Consider the following 19,382-nt stretch of genomic DNA (forward strand, 5'->3'; position numbering starts at 1 on the left):
ATCCAGTTTGTATTATGTCGATATAAAATATTAACATAATACATCTTAAAATGTTCGGCAGATTTCAATATTAAGACAAATCTGATTTTTAGATTATGTTCAGATTTTCAGCACTTTATTTTCTTCTTTAATTCTGACAAACAGCATTATACTATTAAGTAATGTGAAAATAATGGCAGTGTAATATAGACCAAATGCAAGAGGGATAATTGCTATCTCAGCAATGACAATGATGTAATTAGGATGCTTGAAGTATTTATAAGGGCCTTTCTTTATCAATGGAAAATTGGGTGCACGGTATATTTTTGTATTCCAAAATCTACCTAGCGACAAAATAGTCCATGCCTTTAAGGCAATCAAAATGAAAAATAATATAAGCAAGAGGTAGTTGTACGAGCCTGTTCCTGCAAGAGTGTATTCTGTGATCAACGAAATGAAAAACAAGGTATGAAGTGCAATCATAAACGGATAGTGCTTCTGCCCGTATTCTATCGCTCCGTGTTTTAAAAGCCATTGTCCATTACTTCGGGCAAGAATTAATTCACCGATTCGTAGTAGAATTACAAATGAAATAAAAAAGAAAAAGGCCATATTATTTTTTCATTTGAAGTAGAACAATCTCACAAGAAAATCCCGGTCCCATAGACATCATCAATCCATAACCGTCTTCAAAATCATGAGTGAAAAACTGTTCCAAGACATACAATACAGTGGAACTCGACATATTGCCGTAATTGTTCATTACCGTTCTGGTTGTCTTCAAAAAATCACCTTCTACACCCAGTGCTTCCTCATAAGCAGCAAGTACTTTTTTACCTCCCGGATGAAAAATGAAATTCTTTATATCTGAAATTTTCAACTGATATTTGGCTAAGAAAGAAGAGACATCATTGTGTACATTTTGAGCAATAATAGCAGGAATACCCGAAGAAAATAAAACTTTAAAGCCATTATCTGTAAAATTCCATCCCATTATTTCTTGCGAATCGAAATATAATTTGCTTTCGTTACCAACAAATTTGATTTGGTGCTTAGCTTTATTTATACGATTATCTCCCATAACCAGGCAGGCAGCAACCCCGTCCGAAAATAAACTGGAACCGATAAAGTTGCTTTTACTAAAATCATCACGCAGAAAAGTAAGTGAACATAATTCTACCGCTACTAACAATACCACAGCTTCAGGATTTGCTTTAGCTACAGTACATGCTTTTGCATAACCCGATACGCCTCCTCCACATCCCAAACCAAAAATAGACATGCGGTTGACATGCTGGTTGAGCCTCATTTTATTTATTATCAGGGCATCCATGCTTGGAGTGGCAAGTCCGGTGGTTGAGATGAAAATAATATCGGTTATATCGTCCTTATTAATTTGTGCGGAAGAAATACACTTTTCAATCGCCTTGACGGAATATTCAAGAGCAAGCCTGATGTATTCGAGATTCTGCTCTTGAAAAGTATGCACGTCAGAATAGTAATCAAGCGACTTACACAAATTTCTTGTTACAATCTCTGTGTTATCAAATGCACCCAACATTCTTTCTACTGCAGGAAATGATACAGCAAATAAACCTTTGGCATACTCTTTTACATCTTGTTGATTCGTTTTGAAAGGAAAATCTATTGTAGATATTGCTGCTAATGAGGGCATAATTTATAATTTTATGAAATAAATAAAATGAAGGAGTCTGCTGTAATATTGTCGTTTTAAACAATTAACAGAGTATAATAGTTTTGCCTTACTCTTTATCTTTATTCATAATTCTAAAATTACCCGATAGTTTCTCATAAAAGGTAAGGAAGGAATGAAGAACCAATCGAAGATTTCCGACGTGATAAACTAAACAGAAATGGCTATTCGATTAAGAATAGCCATTTCTGTTTAAACATTTATATATTACACCACATTAATACAAAGTTATGGATGATAACTTTGTGGTTCGAAGCGTATTCTCTTTAATTAAACATCTTGTCAATCACAACAGGCTGATGATCTATTATATCGTCATCATCGGAGGCTCTGTCGCACGGACTATATTTGGCCGATTGAAACTGGTCTGTTTGCTTATACTCTAAATCGGGGTCGGCATATACTTTTTTCATAAATAATCCGAATATAGGTAATGCCATACTAGCACCTTGGCCGTCGCTTGTGCGATCGAAGTGAATAGAGCGATCTTCTCCACCGACCCAACATCCGGCAGATAATTTCGGCGTGAAGCCCATATACCAACCATCGGAGTTGTTTTGTGTTGTACCCGTCTTACCACCCATCGGAGCTGTTATCCCATAATTCCGTCTGACGCGGCCTCCTGTTCCTCCATCCACTACGCCGCGGAGCATATCTATCATTTTCACATAAGTGCTTTCTCCGAATACTTCATCGAGTTTAGGAGTGAAAGTAGCTACAATGTTTCCGTACATGTCTTCGATGTGAGTAACATATATAGGATTTGATCGGATACCCTTGTTTGCAAATGCAGTGTAAGCAGCAGTCATTTCAGCGACAGATACATCATGTGTTCCCAACGACATAGATACTACGGGATCTATTCGTCCTGTAATTCCAAACGAGTGTAGCAGACGTGCAAATGTATAAGGGGATGTTTGTTTCATTAAATAGGCTGTAACCCAGTTGTCAGAATTTTGTAGCCCCCATTTGATAGTTACTACTTCGCCAACTCTACGTGCGCTCGCATTTCTCGGACGCCATTCTTTTCCGGTTTCGGTTATAAGAACTTGCTCCACATGCAGCATTTCATCGCAAGGAGTCATACCTTCCTCCATAGCAAGCGTGTACAGATATGGTTTGATTGTTGAACCAACTTGTCGTCGTCCCATATTTACCATATCGTATTGAAAGTATTTGAAGTCAATTCCGCCGACATAAGCTCTCACAAAACCTGTTTGAGTATCCATTGCCATAAATCCGGTACGGAGAAATCCTTTGTGATAACGAATCGAATCCCATGGAGTCATCGTGGTATCGATTTCTCCCTTCCACGAAAAGACTTTCATGTCGGTAGGCGTCTTGAATTCTTTGAGGATTTCTTTTTCAGATAATCCTTGATTCTTAAGCCCTCTGTATCTGTCAGTCACTTTCATTGCGCGCAGCAAAAGAGAATCTACATTCTTGGCTACAGAAGATGAAAATGGAGCATACGAACGGCCTTTCTTTTCTCTGTCGAAATCGGGTTGTAACTCTTTGCTGAAATGTTCTTCTACAGCTTCTTCTGCATATTTCTGCATGCGGGAATCAATTGTAGAATATATCTTTAACCCGTCAGTTGTCAGATTGTAATTTGAGCCATCGGCTTTTTTATTTTTGCTACACCAACCGTACAACGGGTTTGTTTCCCACTGCAGCGAATCGGATGCAAACTGTTCTGTTTGCCATGATGCGTAGTTCGATTTACTGGGTTTTTTTGCATTCATTGCCATGCGCAGATATTCGCGGAAATAAGGAGCAAGCCCGTCCTTATGGTCTACCTTTTTGAAATCTAGTACTAATGGCAATTGCTTTAACGAATCCAGTTCTTGTTTTGTAATGTAGTCGGCATTATACATTTGCTCAAGCACAACATTGCGCCGTCCTCTGGTGCGTTCATTTTTACGAAGAGGATTGTAATACGAAGGATTTTTACACATCCCGATCAGGGTTGCTGCCTCTTCTATTTTTAAGTCTTTAGGTGTTTTGTTGAAATATACCTGAGCGGCAGATTGGATACCCACTGCATTATATAAGAAGTCGAATTTGTTGAGATATAGGTTTATAATCTCATCTTTGGTGTAATATCTCTCCAATTGAACTGCAATAACCCATTCAATAGGTTTTTGCAATACACGTTCTACTACATTTTCGGCAGTAGGCGAATATAACTGTTTTGATAATTGTTGAGATATGGTACTACCTCCGCCTCCGCTGGATTGCTGAAGAATTCCTGTTTTTACAACAGCGCGGATTAATGCGAAAATATCTATTCCCGAATGGGAGTAGTATCGTGCATCCTCTGTTGCAACAAGAGCTTCGACAAGATAAGGCGATAAGTCGCTATAGCTCGAGTTGATCCGATTGTTCTTATCTTGAGAAAATGTTCCTAGCAACTGTCCATCTACCGAGTATACCTGTGAAGCGTATTTGTCGATGGGATTCTCAAGGTCTTTGATAGGAGGCATATAGCCGATAATACCTGTGCCTATAAGGATAAATATAAGTGTAACTGATACTATGCCTGCTATGAAAAGTACCCACAATGCTTTAACAATCTTGTTGGGACTAAGTTGCTTAAAGAATGTGTTTTTATTTTTCTTTGTTTTCTTGCTCATATATAGAACTTCTAAATTGCTGCAAATTTATATAAAACGTTTCAATTATACAGATAAAAAAACTTAAATGCCTATGCTATTCATTTCTCTGTTTATAATATTCCTCTCTGGATATAGCCGCATACTCACACCGGATCGACATCGAAATGAAATAATACGGCCTTGAATGCAGGATCGGTCAGTAGAGTTTTCTGATGAAAAACAATAGACTCCCTTACCTTTTGTATCGATGCCTGATTTTCTATCTTTAATAGGATTTTTCTGATATATAGTGCCTGCACTCGGGCAACAGGCGGTTTGCTTGGGCCAAGTATGCGATCGCCGAATGATTGTTTCAGTAATTGAGTGAAGTGTCGTGCGCCACCATCAACAATATTTTCATCTCGTCCTCGGATAACAATTGCTATTAATCTGAAAAATGGGGGGTAATGAAACAGCCGCCTTTCGTCCGTTTGAAGTTCGTAGAATGATTCATAATCATTATTCCTAACATAATTGATAACAGGATGTCCGGGATGCGATGTTTGAAGAAGTACAAGCCCTTGTTTGTTTTTGCGACCGGCTCTTCCGCTAACTTGCGTCATCAGCTGAAACGCTCTTTCGTGTGCCCTGAAGTCGGGATAATTGAGCAGATTGTCGGCATTCAGTATTCCTACAACACTAACATTGTCGAAGTCCAGACCCTTAGATACCATTTGTGTGCCGATAAGGATATTTGTTTTATTGTCTTCGAAATCAGAAATGATTCTCTCATATGATCTTTTCCCTCGAGTTGTATCAAGATCCATTCTTCCGATAGATGTGTCGGGGAAAATGGTGCTTACCTCTTCTTCTATACGTTCTGTTCCATAGCCTATTACCTCTAGGGTGGGGGTTTCGCATTCTTCGCAGACCGAAGGTGCAGAATAAGTTGCTCCACAATAATGGCAGATCATCATCCGTTGTCCTTTGTGATAAGTGAGACTCACATCGCAGTGCTTGCAATGCGGAGTCCATGAGCATGTTTTACATTCTAATAAAGAGGAGAAGCCTCGTCTGTTTTGGAATAATATAACCTGTTCTTTCTTAGATAAAATATCTTTCATCACCTCAATTAGAGGAGGAGATAAGACAGATTTCATTTGTTTCTTCCTTCGAAGTTCCTTCGTGTTGATAACAGATATATGAGGTAGCTTTATATCTTCGTGTCTTTTGGTTAGTTTTACTAATCCATATCTCCCGTTCAGTGCATTATAGTAGGTTTCGATAGCAGGTGTTGCCGTACCGAGTAGTGTTTTTGCTTTATGTATATTTGCCAGAACAATAGCAGCATTACGGGCATTGTACCGTGGTGCAGGGTCTTGTTGTTTATACGAAGCCTCATGCTCTTCATCTACAATAACGAGTCCAAGATCGGTGAAGGGTAAAAATACGGCAGATCGTGCACCTAAAACAACTTTGCATTCATCATTTTTCAGTAGTTTATTCCATATTTCGGCTCGTTCGTTATCGTTGAACTTGGAATGGTAGACAGCTAATTGATTTCCGAATACACTTTTTAACCGCTCTGTAATCTGTGTTGTCAGGGCTATTTCTGGCAATAGGTACAACACCTGTTTGCCTTTACTGATCATGTCTTTAATCAGATGAATATATATTTCTGTTTTTCCGCTCGATGTTACTCCGAATAATAAAGTTACGTCTTTTTCTACGAATGAAGTTTGGATTTCATTATATGCCTCTTGCTGATAGTCATTCAAAGCGTATGCCGATTCTATATTCGATTCTCCATAGTAAAGCCGATTGACTTCGTTGTTGTATATTTCTAAAAGACCTTTTTTTACCAGTTCATTAAGTACGACAGATGATACATCAGCTTTTTCAAGAAGCTGTTTTTTTAATATGAGACCCTGGTTTTCATTGAGATGCAAAAAAGTCGTGAACAAATGCTGTTGCTTTTTGGCTTTACTGAGGCTGTCTAATAAGTTATTCAGTTCTTCGTCTGTATGCGATTTTGTTAGTCGAACGGCTGATTGTGTTTTTGGAGAATAAGTATTCTGGATATCTTCGCTGATGAAAGCTGCCTGCTTGTCTACTAATGATTTTATTGCAGGAAGGGGATTCGGTAAGCCTGTTAGCTTTTCTATATCTGCAATTGTTTGAGCTTTTGTTGGTGAAAGCTGATTGAAAACCTTCTGTTCATTTGGTGTAAATATTTCTTGTGCCTCAAATTCGGGATTAAGAATCACAAAAGTTTTGCTTTCAAGTTTGAGGGAAGACGGAAGTGCAGCCTTATATACATCACCGAGGGTGCACATGTAATAAGTGGAAATCCATTCCCAGAAACGCAATTGAGTAGGTAAAACAATTGGGTGATCTTCCAGTATGGACGTGATTTCTTTTATCTCATTTCGGGCTTCCGATTTGTATACACGGAAAATGATACCTGTGTAGTATTTCTTTTTGCCGAAATGCACCACTGCCCTTACACCCTCTTTCGCTATATTACTTAATTCGCTGGGAACTTCGTATGTGAAAAGAGTATCTAAGGGCAGTGGCAATATTAGATCGGCATATAGTGGCATTTTATAAGTACTATAAATGTATTGTTGTTACGCATCTAGTCATAACAAGCTTGTTTATGACACCTATAAAATTACAAATTAAAAGTAATATGCAGCAGTTATAGACCAGATATTTCTATCTACCTTGTTGTATCGACTAAGATCTGTAGTAGAACTAGAATAGGTATCACCTAGTTTGTGACGGTAGATAAAACCTAATTCCAAATGATTTAATAGGCTAACTCCAGCTCCCCCACTTAATCCGGTTTGGAAACCTTTAGCTTCATATTTTGCTCCGTCTAGTGTAAGGTCGCCACCACTTAGTTTAATGTTACCATATGCACCAGCAGTAAAATATAAGCCAGCAAGACCTAATATAGAGAATTTCTGTTTTATAAATGCAGGTACTTGCAAATAGTTAAAGCTAGATATGTCATTGTTTTGATTTTGCATAAGACTATTTGAGTCGTAGTTGTGACGACCGAATAGTGCTCCTGTTTCTAGACCAAGGCCTATAATAGGTACTGTTAAGTCAAGAGATGCTCCTAATTGATAGCCAACACGATTACTCACTTTAAGAGCATCAGAGTTAAAGCTAGGATTTATAACATCAATGCCTCCTCTAAAGCCATAGCGAACTATTTGGGCTGAGGCTGTTTGTATGCTTAGTACAGCTAGGCTGAATGTTAAAGCAAGAATAATTTTCTTTGTCATTTTCATTTTTAGTTTTTGTTTGTTCTACATCGAATACTATAGCAGTTAAACAAATGTGGTTTTCTTTTGTTCGGTTCCTGTTAAATTATGTTCACAGTCATTGCGTTAGTGAGTAAAAGTAGCACAGCCGGGAATCGAACCCGAATCTAAAGTTTAGGAAACTTCTATTCTATCCATTGAACTACTGCGCCAGATATTTCACTTTGGTCAGAGTGAAAAATTCAACTGCAAAAGTAAAAGAATTTCGGACAATAGTCAAATAGAATTCAATTTTAATCAAATTGTGTTAAAAGAAATCTCTCTTTTGCTCAATTAGCAGTTCTGATAATGGCATGTTGTAGCAAAAACAGTTATCTTTGCTAAGTAATTTTTTGATAACTGCAAACAATAAAAAATGTTTCAAATAAACGATACGATAGTTGCAACAGATATAGTTGAAGAGAGCTTTTTGTGCGACTTGTCTGCCTGCAAAGGTGAGTGCTGTGTTGAGGGAGACTCCGGAGCTCCGCTAGAGGATGAGGAAGTGAAAATAATTGAAGACATATTGCCTCATGTATGGGATGATCTATCTCCCGTAGCTCAAGAACTAATAAAAAAAGAAGGTGTTGCTTACAAAGATAGTGACGGTGAGATGGTAACATCTATTGTCAATGGTAAAGACTGTGTTTTTACTTACTACGATGAGAAAGGTATCTGCAAATGTGCCATAGAAAAAGCTCATAAAGAAGGAAAGATTGATTTTTACAAACCAATTTCTTGCCATTTGTATCCCATACGTTTACAGCGTTATCGTGAATTTACTGCGGTAAATTATCACCGATGGAAAGTCTGCAAAGCAGCAGTAGCTTTGGGTAATAAAAACGGATTGAAAATTTATCAGTTTTTGAAAACTCCGCTTATTCGTCGTTTTGGCGAGGGGTGGTACAACGAACTGGAATTGATAGCCGAAGAATATGCTAAGAGCAAAGAAAATCAGTAATTCGCTATAATCTAATGAAAAATACCCTACACCCATTATCTCAGTTTCGCTTTTGCCCCAAATGTGGCTCCCACCACTTTGTTGAGAATAATTTCAAATCGAAAAAGTGTGAAGATTGTGGTTTTGTGTATTATTTCAATTCCTGTTCATCTACAATAGCCCTCATCATAAATGATAAAGACGAGTTGCTAGTAGCTACTCGTGCTCATGAGCCGGCTATGGGTACACTCGATTTGCCTGGTGGTTTTGTAGATATGTACGAAACCGGAGAAGAGGCTGTTACCAGAGAGGTAAAGGAAGAAACTAATCTGAATATTTTAGACCTACGTTATTGGTTCTCTATTCCAAATACTTATGTTTATTCCGGATTTGAAGTTCACACTTTAGATCTTGTTTATTTGTGCAAAGTTTCGGATAAAGAACAATTAAAAGCGGATGACGACGTTGAAAAATTAGAGTTTATCAAAATATCGGAACTCGATCCTGAGCGGTTTGGGTTACACTCGGTAAAAGAAGTAATTAAGAAAATAAAAAATACTACTATATGAAAAAAATACTCGTAGTACTGGGTATCGCTGCAAGTGTACAATTTGCACACGCACAGAAATCTGTGTATGCCGAATTGCCTAACAGGCTCTTTACGCAGGGCCAAGAAATGTTTATGAACAACAACTATGTGGGGGCTATAAATGCTCTTGAAGAGTTCAAGAAACAGTCGAAAGATGCAAAACTTCAGCAAGAGGCCGATTACATTATTCTGAGTTCTATGTTTTATCAGGGTAAAGCGGGAATCGGTAATATGTTGAAAGATTATCTGGAAAAATATACTGAAACCTATCACCGTAATCAGTTGGCTTTTTTTATCGGTTCGACTCACTTTAGTGAAAAAGACTGGCAGAAAGCTGTTTACTGGTTATCGCAATGCGATGTGGATTATCTCTCCATAAATGAGCAGGAAGATTATAGCTACAGAACTGCTTTTGCAAATTTACAGATTGGCAATACAGCTAAGGCAGTACAATTGTTTGAGGTACTATCGAGAAGAAGCAATAGATATGGTGAGCCTGCATCTTACTATCTGGCATATATCCATTTCCAAAATAAAGATTATGCACACGCTACTCCCATATTTCGTAAGTTGAAGAATAAGCCGGAATATAAGGAAAATGCAACATTCTTTTTAATTCAAAGCGCATATATGGAAGGTAATCTTTCGGAAACCATAACTGAAGGATTAGATTACTTAGCTTCTTATCCAAATAGTAAAAATTCGACAGAAGTTTATCGTTTATTGGGTAATAGCTATTATCGCACAGGAAATACGAGTAGCGCTATAAGTTATTATGAAAGATATTTTCAGGCAGAATCGAATCCGATTCGTGAAGATATGTACCAACTTGGAGATGCTTATTATAGTATAGGTAATTATACAGAGGCTGCACACGCTCTTAAGTTCGTAGCTTCGAGTATAGATCAGCTGGGGCAGGCAGGTAATATGTTGCTTGGTCAATCTTATCTAAAACTAAATGATACTCAAAATGCTTTGTTGGCTTTCGATGCAGCGGCACGTAGTCAGTTTGATTCTACAATCAGCGAAGAAGCTCTGTATAATTATGTAATGCTGGTAAACAGAGAGTCTGTTTCTGCATTTGGGCAGTCGGTGACAGCTTTCCAACGCTTCCTGACTGAATATCCGAATTCGAAACATGCAGATGAGGTGAACAGTGCATTAGCTACAACCTTACTGTCTGTGAAGAATTATAAAATGGCGCTCGATGTGATAGATAAGATAAAATCGCCCGGTAAACCGGTATTGGATGCCAAGCAGGTAATACTTTATCAATTAGGTGTTCAGGAGTTTATTGACGGGGACTATGTTTCTGCAACAAAAGACTTCAATGCAACCATCAATATGGGTACTTACAATACGGATGCTAAAAATGAAGCTTATTTCTGGAGAGGTGAGACGGCTTACCGTCAATCGAATTATCAATCGGCAGCCAAAGATTATAGTACATATATCGGGCAGGTAAGTTCTTCACAAAAGAATTATCCGTTGGCACTATATAACTTGGGTTATACCAACTTCCAGACAAAAAACTACAGTGCTGCACTGACAAACTTTAAGAAATATGTATCTGTCGAGAAAGATCGCTCATCGTCTAATTATCATGATGCACTTAACCGAATAGGTGATTGTTATTTGTACAGCCGTAATTTCTCCGAAGCGGAAAACTATTATGCACAAGCCGTAAATGCTAACCCTGCGAATGCAGATTATTCGGAATTCCAAAAGGCTTTCGTTTTAGGACTGCAACGCAATTATAGTGGTAAGATTACTGCTTTGAATAGCATGATGTCTAAATATCCAAATTCTCAATATTACGATGATGCTTTATTTGAAAAGAGCAGGGCATTAGTTATGTTGAATAAAGAGCCGGAAGCAATATCGGTACTGGAAAAGCTATTGAGTGAACACCCTAAAACAAATCTAGCTCAAAAGGCAGGTGTGCAATTGGGACAATTATATTTCAATACAAATAATCCTCAAAAATCTATTGCAGCTTACAAGCAAGTGGTATCCAACTATCCGAATACAGATGAAGCACGTATTGCAATTCAAAGTATGGAAGGGGTATATAAAGATATTAACGATATCGGTTCATATGCTTCGTACGTAAATTCGTTGGGTAAAGGAAATATTCTATCTGCAAGCCGTCAGGATTCATTAACTTATCTGGCTGCCGAGAATGTATTTATGAAAGGTCGTAAAGATGAAGCAAAATCTGCGTTAAATAAATATTTACAAGCTTATCCTAAAGGAGTTTTTGCTAGCGATGCCAGTTTCCATTTAGGAACTATGGCGTTCGATACTAAAGATTTTACGACAGCGCTCGATAATTTTAAGAATGTAATAAGTTCTAATAATCCGAAATATCTGGACGATGCACTTATTTATGCTTCGGGTATAGAATTCGATAACAAAAATTATGCAGCTGCGTATGCTACATACGAACATCTTAACCAATCGGCTTCAAGTGCTGAGAATAGAGATGTGGCACAACTCGGTATGTTACGCTGTGCATATCTGATGAAGAAAGATAATGATGTTGTTACCGCAGCAAGCAAGATTTTAGCTAGTACTAAGGTTTCAGCTGATGTTGCTAACGAGGCTCGCTTTTATAGAGGACAATCGCTGAGAAATCTGGGTAAGGTAGATGAGGCTATTGTAGACCTGCAATTTGTAGCTAAAAACACCAGAACAGTATTCGGTGCAGAATCTCAGTTCTTATTGGCAGAGGCATATTATAAAGCCAAATCGTACGATAGGGCAGAAGCGCAAGTGGTTTCATTTATGAAAGAAGGTACTACTCACGAATACTGGATGGCACGAGCTGTGATCGTTCTGGCAGATGTATACGTTGCTAGAGGAGATAAATTCCAGGCACGTCAGTATCTTGAAAGCTTGCAGGCGAATTATAAAGGTTCGGAGCAGGATATTACCGATATGATAGCAGGACGTTTATCTAAATTGAATAATTAATAATTCTGTTACAGATGGAATCAATAAGAACGAATTCAAAAAAGAGTAAAATGAAAAATATACATAAATCCATTTTAGTAGCAGCGTTAGGTTTAATAAGCCTTACTACCGCAGCACAGAAAGATACAACACTCACCCGTCAGGTAATGCTCGAACGTGAATACACTCCGACATTGCAGGATGCGTCTAAAATAAATTCGCTCCCTTCTATTTACGAGCCAACAATAGCTAAGAGGGATGCCCGCTTTGTAAGTCAGCCGCCACAAATATCTTTAGCTAACAATCTGTTGGGCAGTGTAGCTTCGGGTGATATCAAAACAGATATAGAGTATAGCAAAAAGCGTGGCTATCTGATATTCGGGGGAGGTACTAATGCCAATTTAGATGGAGCTTTCGGATATAGATTAGTAAACTCCGGCAATGATAGATTAGATATATCGGCAACTCATAATTCGATGAATGGTGACGTTAAGTTCGCCGATCAGGGATATGTATTCGATGAGGTAAAAGCAAAATATGCCGATACCAAAGTAAAATTGAAATATGAGCATGCTTTCGAACCGTCTGTTTTATCGTTCTATGGTTCTTATTTCAATACAGCTTATAATTATTATGGTAACAGTTTCTGGTCTCTGTCAGCAGCTGAAACTTTCCCTTACGATATAAAATCGAAACAGAATGTCGATGTTGTAAGTTTTGGCGCAGGATTGAAATCGACCGATACGAATGGCGGCTTGTTGAAATATAAAGGGAATGTAAGCTACGACTATTTCAAAAGTAAATACGGACTTCAAAAATCAGATAAAGCTCCCGGTGGAGGAATTATAAATTTGGATGCTGATATTTATACAGAGTTCGGCTCTGATAAGGTTGTAGGGGTGAAAGGGTTAATAATGAATCAATCGTTCAATAGCCCTACTGAGCATCTGAAAGATGCCTATCATTCGTTTACGAATGTCACAGGAACTCCTTATATCCGTTTCGAAGGTGTATCATGGACTGCTGAACTGGGTCTGAATGCCAGTGCATTGTTCGACTCTGATAATGCAATATTTTTGAGCCCGAATATTATCGCTAATGTTCATGTTGACGAAACAAGTACACTTTATGGTGAGATTACAGGAGGTGTGAATAATAATACATTCTTAGACATTCTTCAAGAAAACAGATATACATCGCCGATGGCTCGTGTAGAGTATTCCAAAACTGTTTATGATGCTAAAATAGGATTTAAATCGGGAGTTGTTCCCGGTTTTGAATTCGATATATTTGGTGGTTATAAACATACAAAGAAAGACCATCTGTTTATTGCACGTCCAATGTTTGAATGGGGAAATATGAGTGTACCTGTTTATGCGAATATATCGACTGGTCATATTGGTGGTTTGCTTAAGACAAATCTGATTCCTTATACAACTTTGTCTGCAAAGGCTATTGCTTATTTCTACAATGTGAAATATACGAAACCTTTTGTTTATGACAGGGAAAATCCGATAATGGATACTTATCCTACCGAGCAAAAAGCATGGGGGCTTCCTACTTTTACCGCTGAACTGAATGCTGATGTGAAACCAATGGATCAATTAACGATGTCAGCAACTTTTCTGTTTGCCGGAGGACGAAAAGCGTATTTAGAAGATATTACTCCTACTAATAGAGTGTCATCTGTAAGCATGAATGATATCACAGAACTGAATCTTAGAGGAGAGTACCAGATTAACGATTGGGTATCTGTCAATGCCAGACTGAACAATATACTATATGGGAAATATGAATTGGTGAAAGGTTATACTTTGCAAGGATTTAATATCTTGGGTGGAGTAAGCTTGAAATTCTAAGTTACCTATCAGATAAAATAAAAGCACCTGTAATTTCATATTACAGGTGCTTTTATTTTATGACTACTATCTTAATCTCTTCTTTTCAAAAACAATTCTTGCCCAGAACCAGTATACAAATATGCTTACTACACAGAGAGCAGAACATATCAAAAATAAGAATTCAAATGTTTTGATTCCTGTTATATATCCGCCAATGAGCATGCCTAATGCCAGACCTAAATCGAATCCCAGCAGGTAGGTAGAGTTGGCTGTACCGCGTTGGTTATTTGGGGCGAGATTGATATAGAGCGTTTGCAAGGCGGGTGCCATCATACCGAATCCAATACCGATAAATAATCCGGAGGCACAGAATGCATAAATATTATGGACAGTTGCGAAGGCGAAAAATGAGAGTGCAACAATGACCATTGCCGATACATTTACGATATGTATTTTACCTCTGTCGACTAATTTCCCCGAAAAGACACGTGAAGCAATAATACCTCCAGCCCAGAAAATAAAGAATATACCGGCATTCGATATATTTACTTGTTTGGCATACTGGGCAACGAAAGGCCCGATTGTACCCCATGCAAAACATGGAAGTAATTGATTTAAGAATATAGGCCAGCCCTTGAATAGGAAGAAGCGGTCTAACGAGAGCTTTTCCCGTTCCACTTTAGGTCTTACAGGTGCTTTTATTAATGAAACGGCTACGATTCCGAGCATTCCCATACCTACAGCTCCCCACAATAGTATTTGGAAACTGTAGTGATTGTAGATATGCAGAGCGACAAATGGTGCGATAGCCATTGCGACATTCATAAATGTACCATAATAACCAATCCCTTCGGCTCGTCTTTCGGATGGAACTACGTCAATCGCCAGTGTACTGGATGATACGGTGGATAATCCCCATGTGATTCCATGTATGAATCGAACGAGGATAAATAATAATACGGTGGTAGCAAAGAAGTATCCGAAAAAGATAAGCACATAGCATGTGAATGCAAGGAGCAGTACTTTTTTTCGGGGGAAGATGTCGACCATATATCCCGAAAATGGGCGGACAATGAGCAATGCAATAGCATACGAAGCTAGTACGATACCGGTTTTAGATTGAGCAACACCCATTTGCTCTGTAATATATAAGGGGATGGCAGGCATTAACAGGTTAAATGAACATGCCATCAGAAAGTTAGCTATACATACATTCAGGTAGCTTAACGACCAGAGTTTGGGTTTAGATAATACTTCCATTTTTTGATTGCTTATTGAAAAGAAAACACTTCTTATTTATATATGTTCACTGAGTTCTATCCAACGCATTGTTTTTTCGTCAATTTCATTAATAAGTTCACTGATACGGCTCGATTTAGCTAGGAGTTCCTCGTTCGAGAGTGAACCAGTGGATAGTTCATTTTCTATTTTAGCTTTCTCCTCTTCAAGTTTGGGTATCAGAGCATCGAGTTGTTCAAATTCACGTTTTTCGTTGAATGTGAGTTTCTTTTTTTCTTCTTTCTTTGGGGCTTCAGCCTGTGGTTTTATTTCTTTAGGTGCGACAGATGCAGATACTTTTTCTTTTTCTATTAGTTCGCTGACTTCTTTCCATTCGCGGTAATCAGTATAGTTTCCCGGAAAATCTTTAATAGCAGCATTTCCGCTGAAAGCCAGTAAATGATCTACAACCTTATCCATGAAATAACGGTCATGAGATACAACAATAACACAGCCTTTGAATGTTTGCAGATATTCTTCCAGAATATTCAGAGTCATTATATCCAGATCGTTTGTCGGCTCATCGAGTACAAGGAAGTTCGGATTCTTAATAAGAACAGTACAAAGATATAAGCGTCTTTTTTCGCCTCCCGATAACTTGTAAACGAAACTGTGTTGTTTCTCAGGTGCGAATAGGAAGTGTTGTAAGAATTGCGATGCAGTCAATTTATTTCCATTACCCAAGTCAATAACTTCGGCAATGTCCTGAATAACATCGATAACTTTCATTTGCTCGTCAAACTTCAATCCATCCTGACTATAATAGCCAAATTTGACTGTTTCGCCAATATCGAATAATCCTTTGTCGGGAGCAACTTCACCCATCAGCATTTTGATGAAAGTCGATTTACCTGTTCCGTTGTTTCCAACGATGCCTAATTTCTCATAGCGTGAGAATACATAGTTGAAATCTTCGAGGATTTTGATATCACCGAACGCTTTATATACGTGCTGTGCTTCGAATATTTTGTTTCCTATATAAGAGCCTTTCATTTCGAGTTTCACATTACCCGCATCACGTGTTTGTTGTGCTTTCTTTTCCAAATTGTAGAAAGCCTCTATACGTGATTTTGCTTTTGTTGCACGAGCTTGCGGCTGACGGCGCATCCATTCCAATTCTTTGCGTAAAAGGTTATTCGCTTTGTCTAATACTACATTTTGTGTGCTGACACGTTCGTCCCTCTTTTCCAAAAAGTAGGAGTAGTTACCTTTGTATTGATAGATCTGTTTTTGATCTATTTCGATAATCTCAGAACATACACGATCTAGAAAATAACGGTCATGCGTTACCATTAGCAGGCTAAGGCGTGAGCGTTGCAAATATCCTTCGAGCCATTCCACCATATCCAGATCGAGGTGATTGGTCGGCTCATCCAGAATGATAAGATCGGGTTCGGTAATAAGTACATTAGCGAGTGCAACACGTTTAAGTTGTCCTCCTGATAATTCCGATATTTTCTGATCGAAATCTGTAATTTTCAGCTGGGCTAATATTTGTTTCGCTCTGTGTTCATAATCCCATGCTTGAAGCATATCCATGCGTTGAAGTATATCGTCAAGAGTAGAATGTTCTGTCGAATTAATAACCCGCTCGTATTCAGCAATAAGATCGGTTACTTCGTTGCCCGATAAGAAGCAGGCTTGTAAAACTGTAATATCTTCGGGGTAACCGGGATCTTGCTCGAGGTAAGCTACACGTAAATCGCGACGAAAGCTTATAGTACCTTTGTCGTACGACTCTTTTCCTGTAAGAATATTTAGTAGAGTTGTTTTACCTGAACCGTTTTTTGCAATTAGTCCGATGCGTTGTCCTTCGGCTATACCAAAAGAAATATTTTCGAATAGAATCAGATCACCAAAGCTCTTTGTTAATCCTTCAACTTGTAAATAGGATGCCATATATAAGTACTGTATATTTTCTACAAAGGTAAGTAATTAAGATTGTTCTAATCTGTAATAGCTATATAATCTAAATTAAATATAACAAAAGAGTTACATACCTTCTTGTAATACTCTTGAACACAGTAAGAAAAAAGTCATAAAAGTTGAATACATCGTTTATTTTATTATTTTTGCAATAATAAACATTCTTTATGAAAAGGGACATCTGACACACCTTTAATAAATACATTTGCGCTTATCACGAAATACTTTTACAACATATTACTAAATTAACCTATTCATGAACAAAAAAAACACGCTATTACTGCTTTGTATTTTGATACAAAGTAGCTTGCTTTTTGCGCAGCAAAAGGCTGATGTAGTCGTTCCTTTCGGAGCGAAAGTCGAATCAATCTTAATCAACCACTACACAGGAAGTGTTATCGTTAAGGATCGGGATGCTGTTCAGAGTTATAACCCTGAAACTAACACTATAGAGTGGAAGATAAATGATAAAGAGATATCGAATGGTAATGCTCTCAATAATGCTCAGGCTGTTATAGATAATGTCGAAAGTGGCGATTTCCTGAAATTGCTGGAAGCTAAAAAAGACGAAATTAACTTTATCGATAATTCGCCCTTCATCTCATTAGCTATTGATAACAAGGATGTTATTATTAATTCTGCAGATGGTAAAGTTGTCTATAATTCCGGAGAATTTGGGTATCGTGTGTTGCAATCCGAATTTATGCCGGCAGAAAATGCTTTGCTTCTGATGGTGATTAACAATAAAACATATAGCTGTGTATATTACGATTTGGAAAAAGGAACCCAGAAATGGATAACTGAACTTGCTTCGGTCGATTCGTTTTTGAAGTCGTTAAAGTCTTTGCTTAGCTTCAAATCCGAGAATCTTTCGGAGGATAAAGTTATTACTACCGATTCGGATTTATATGTTTCAATAAACGGATCCTTATATAAGATGAATAAGGCAGACGGTAAAATTGCATGGCAGACCGATTTCAAGATGAGTAATTTTTTCCTGTCGGAAAGTCAAAAGAACTTAGTCATGATACGTACAACCGGTAATATTTTATCATCCAAAATAGCATTGAATCTATTGGATGTTAAAACCGGAGACAAACTTTGGAAAGATGATATTACGACTAAGTATATTACATATATAGAAGATGCCGGAGACAAAATTCTGATTGCCCATGCCAACGGGTTTAATTTCTACTCATATGCAGATGGCAAAAAAGTGTGGAAGAAAGATGCTAAGGGTAATAAGATAAAAAAAGTAATCTCTGTTGGAAATGACTATCTCTATGTTGCCGATAAAGAAATGAACCTGATTGGTAAAGATGGTATAAGCAAATGGAAGAAATTCATTGAGATTTGTGATAATGATGAGGATGAGATTTATAATTTAGGTAAAGTAGACAATAATCGTGTTTTCTATTTGACAGATAGCTATGGAAATATGGTAGATTATACGACCGGTAAGAAGGTATGGAAAAAAGATATCAACTTCGATAAGAATCGTCCCGTTCTATATAAATATGATGAAGGACAGAAAGTTTATCTTGTATACAATGACAAGAAGCTGTATAAGTTTGATCCTAAAAGTGTTGATGAAAAAAAGAACGAACCTTTTGCTAAACTGAAAGATGTAAAAAGCGATCATACAATGGCCGATATTGAATTGTTTGATTGGGGAGTATCTTTGATTGGTCAAAGCGATGCAATTGGAGTTGGTTTCGATGGCGAAGTTAAATACCACAATACATATAAAGAACCGGGTGGTAATAAACGAGGATGGCTTAAAGGCGGAAGAGCGTTGTATTCATTTGCTACAACAGGGCAGGCTTCGTTTGCAACAGATTCAGGAAAAGGTGGTTTCGGTATGAGTTTTAGTGGTGCTGAAGACGAAAATGGGAGACCTGATTTTAGCAATACAGATCCTTTGTTTACTGCAAGAATGGAATCTCGTTTCAATGCTCTTAAGCACAACAGCGAATATGCCTTCCTGATAAATAAAGCAGAAAGCGGTGGCGAAGAATTGGTGAAAGTGCGTAAATCGGATGGCAAAGAAGTCGATAGAATATCAGTCGAAAGTGAAAAGCCAATCTATGAGATCGATCATGTAACAAACAATGTGTATTATATATACGACAACGAAATGAGAGTTTACAGCCAGAAATAAAGGTTCGGTAAACTAATTAAGAGTATAATTATGCGCTCAGCAGAGACTTGTGTAAGCAAATTCTGTTGAGCGTATTCTTTTTAAAATT

Annotated in this window: 12 protein-coding genes and 1 tRNA gene; 5 read left to right on the plus strand and 8 right to left on the minus strand. The window is 37.7% G+C overall.

Annotated elements, in window-relative coordinates:
- Nucleotides 1-99: 99 nt before the first annotated feature.
- The 6 genes from G7Y57_RS01285 to G7Y57_RS01310 all read right to left on the minus strand — a co-directional run bounded on the left by G7Y57_RS01285 (nt 100) and on the right by G7Y57_RS01310 (nt 7,777).
- A complete protein-coding gene (locus tag G7Y57_RS01285; protein WP_165020360.1) occupies nt 100-591 on the minus strand; it encodes an isoprenylcysteine carboxyl methyltransferase family protein in 492 nt (163 codons plus the stop codon).
- Nucleotide 592: 1 nt separating this feature from the next.
- Nucleotides 593-1,654 (minus strand): type III polyketide synthase, encoded by a 1,062-nt coding sequence (locus tag G7Y57_RS01290; RefSeq protein WP_165020361.1) that lies wholly within the window; start codon nt 1,652-1,654, stop codon nt 593-595.
- Nucleotides 1,655-1,959: 305 nt separating this feature from the next.
- A complete protein-coding gene (locus G7Y57_RS01295) occupies nt 1,960-4,329 on the minus strand; it encodes a transglycosylase domain-containing protein (RefSeq protein WP_165020362.1) in 2,370 nt (789 codons plus the stop codon).
- Between the two features lie 125 nt (nt 4,330-4,454).
- Nucleotides 4,455-6,893: a primosomal protein N' gene (gene priA / locus G7Y57_RS01300; protein WP_165020363.1), complete on the minus strand. Its 2,439-nt coding sequence runs from the start codon at nt 6,891-6,893 to the stop codon at nt 4,455-4,457.
- A 78-nt stretch (nt 6,894-6,971) separates the two neighbouring features.
- Nucleotides 6,972-7,586, minus strand: coding sequence for a porin family protein (locus tag G7Y57_RS01305; RefSeq protein ID WP_165020364.1), 615 nt, complete (start codon nt 7,584-7,586; stop codon nt 6,972-6,974).
- A gap of 119 nt (nt 7,587-7,705) precedes the next feature.
- A tRNA-Arg gene (locus G7Y57_RS01310) sits at nt 7,706-7,777 on the minus strand.
- Between the two features lie 203 nt (nt 7,778-7,980).
- Between G7Y57_RS01310 and G7Y57_RS01315 the strand changes: the two genes are divergently transcribed.
- The 4 genes from G7Y57_RS01315 to G7Y57_RS01330 are packed head-to-tail and all read left to right on the plus strand — an operon-like array spanning nt 7,981 to nt 13,947.
- On the plus strand, nt 7,981-8,565 hold the full coding sequence (locus G7Y57_RS01315) for a DUF3109 family protein (RefSeq protein WP_165020365.1): 585 nt from the start codon (nt 7,981-7,983) through the stop codon (nt 8,563-8,565).
- 14 nt (nt 8,566-8,579) lie between these two features.
- Nucleotides 8,580-9,113 carry an NUDIX hydrolase gene (locus tag G7Y57_RS01320; RefSeq protein ID WP_165020366.1) on the plus strand — a complete coding sequence of 178 codons (534 nt, stop codon included), beginning with the start codon at nt 8,580-8,582 and terminating at the stop codon, nt 9,111-9,113.
- Nucleotides 9,110-12,109 carry a tetratricopeptide repeat protein gene (locus tag G7Y57_RS01325; RefSeq protein WP_165020367.1) on the plus strand — a complete coding sequence of 1,000 codons (3,000 nt, stop codon included), beginning with the start codon at nt 9,110-9,112 and terminating at the stop codon, nt 12,107-12,109. The genes G7Y57_RS01320 and G7Y57_RS01325 overlap by 4 nt, the downstream gene beginning before the upstream one ends.
- Nucleotides 12,110-12,159: 50 nt before the next feature.
- A complete protein-coding gene (locus G7Y57_RS01330) occupies nt 12,160-13,947 on the plus strand; it encodes a TonB-dependent receptor (RefSeq protein ID WP_185153906.1) in 1,788 nt (595 codons plus the stop codon).
- Nucleotides 13,948-14,013: 66 nt separating this feature from the next.
- Here the strand turns inward: G7Y57_RS01330 and G7Y57_RS01335 are convergent, their stop codons facing one another.
- A complete protein-coding gene (locus G7Y57_RS01335) occupies nt 14,014-15,189 on the minus strand; it encodes an MFS transporter (protein ID WP_165020369.1) in 1,176 nt (391 codons plus the stop codon).
- Between the two features lie 36 nt (nt 15,190-15,225).
- A complete protein-coding gene (locus G7Y57_RS01340) occupies nt 15,226-17,106 on the minus strand; it encodes an ABC-F family ATP-binding cassette domain-containing protein (RefSeq protein WP_165020370.1) in 1,881 nt (626 codons plus the stop codon).
- 283 nt (nt 17,107-17,389) lie between these two features.
- On the opposite strand from G7Y57_RS01340, the gene G7Y57_RS01345 reads away from it, so the two are divergent.
- Nucleotides 17,390-19,294, plus strand: coding sequence for a PQQ-binding-like beta-propeller repeat protein (locus tag G7Y57_RS01345; protein WP_165020371.1), 1,905 nt, complete (start codon nt 17,390-17,392; stop codon nt 19,292-19,294).
- Nucleotides 19,295-19,382 lie beyond the last annotated feature (88 nt).

Source organism: Dysgonomonas sp. ZJ279, from assembly GCF_011039205.1.
Classification (GTDB): Bacteria; Bacteroidota; Bacteroidia; order Bacteroidales; family Dysgonomonadaceae; genus Dysgonomonas.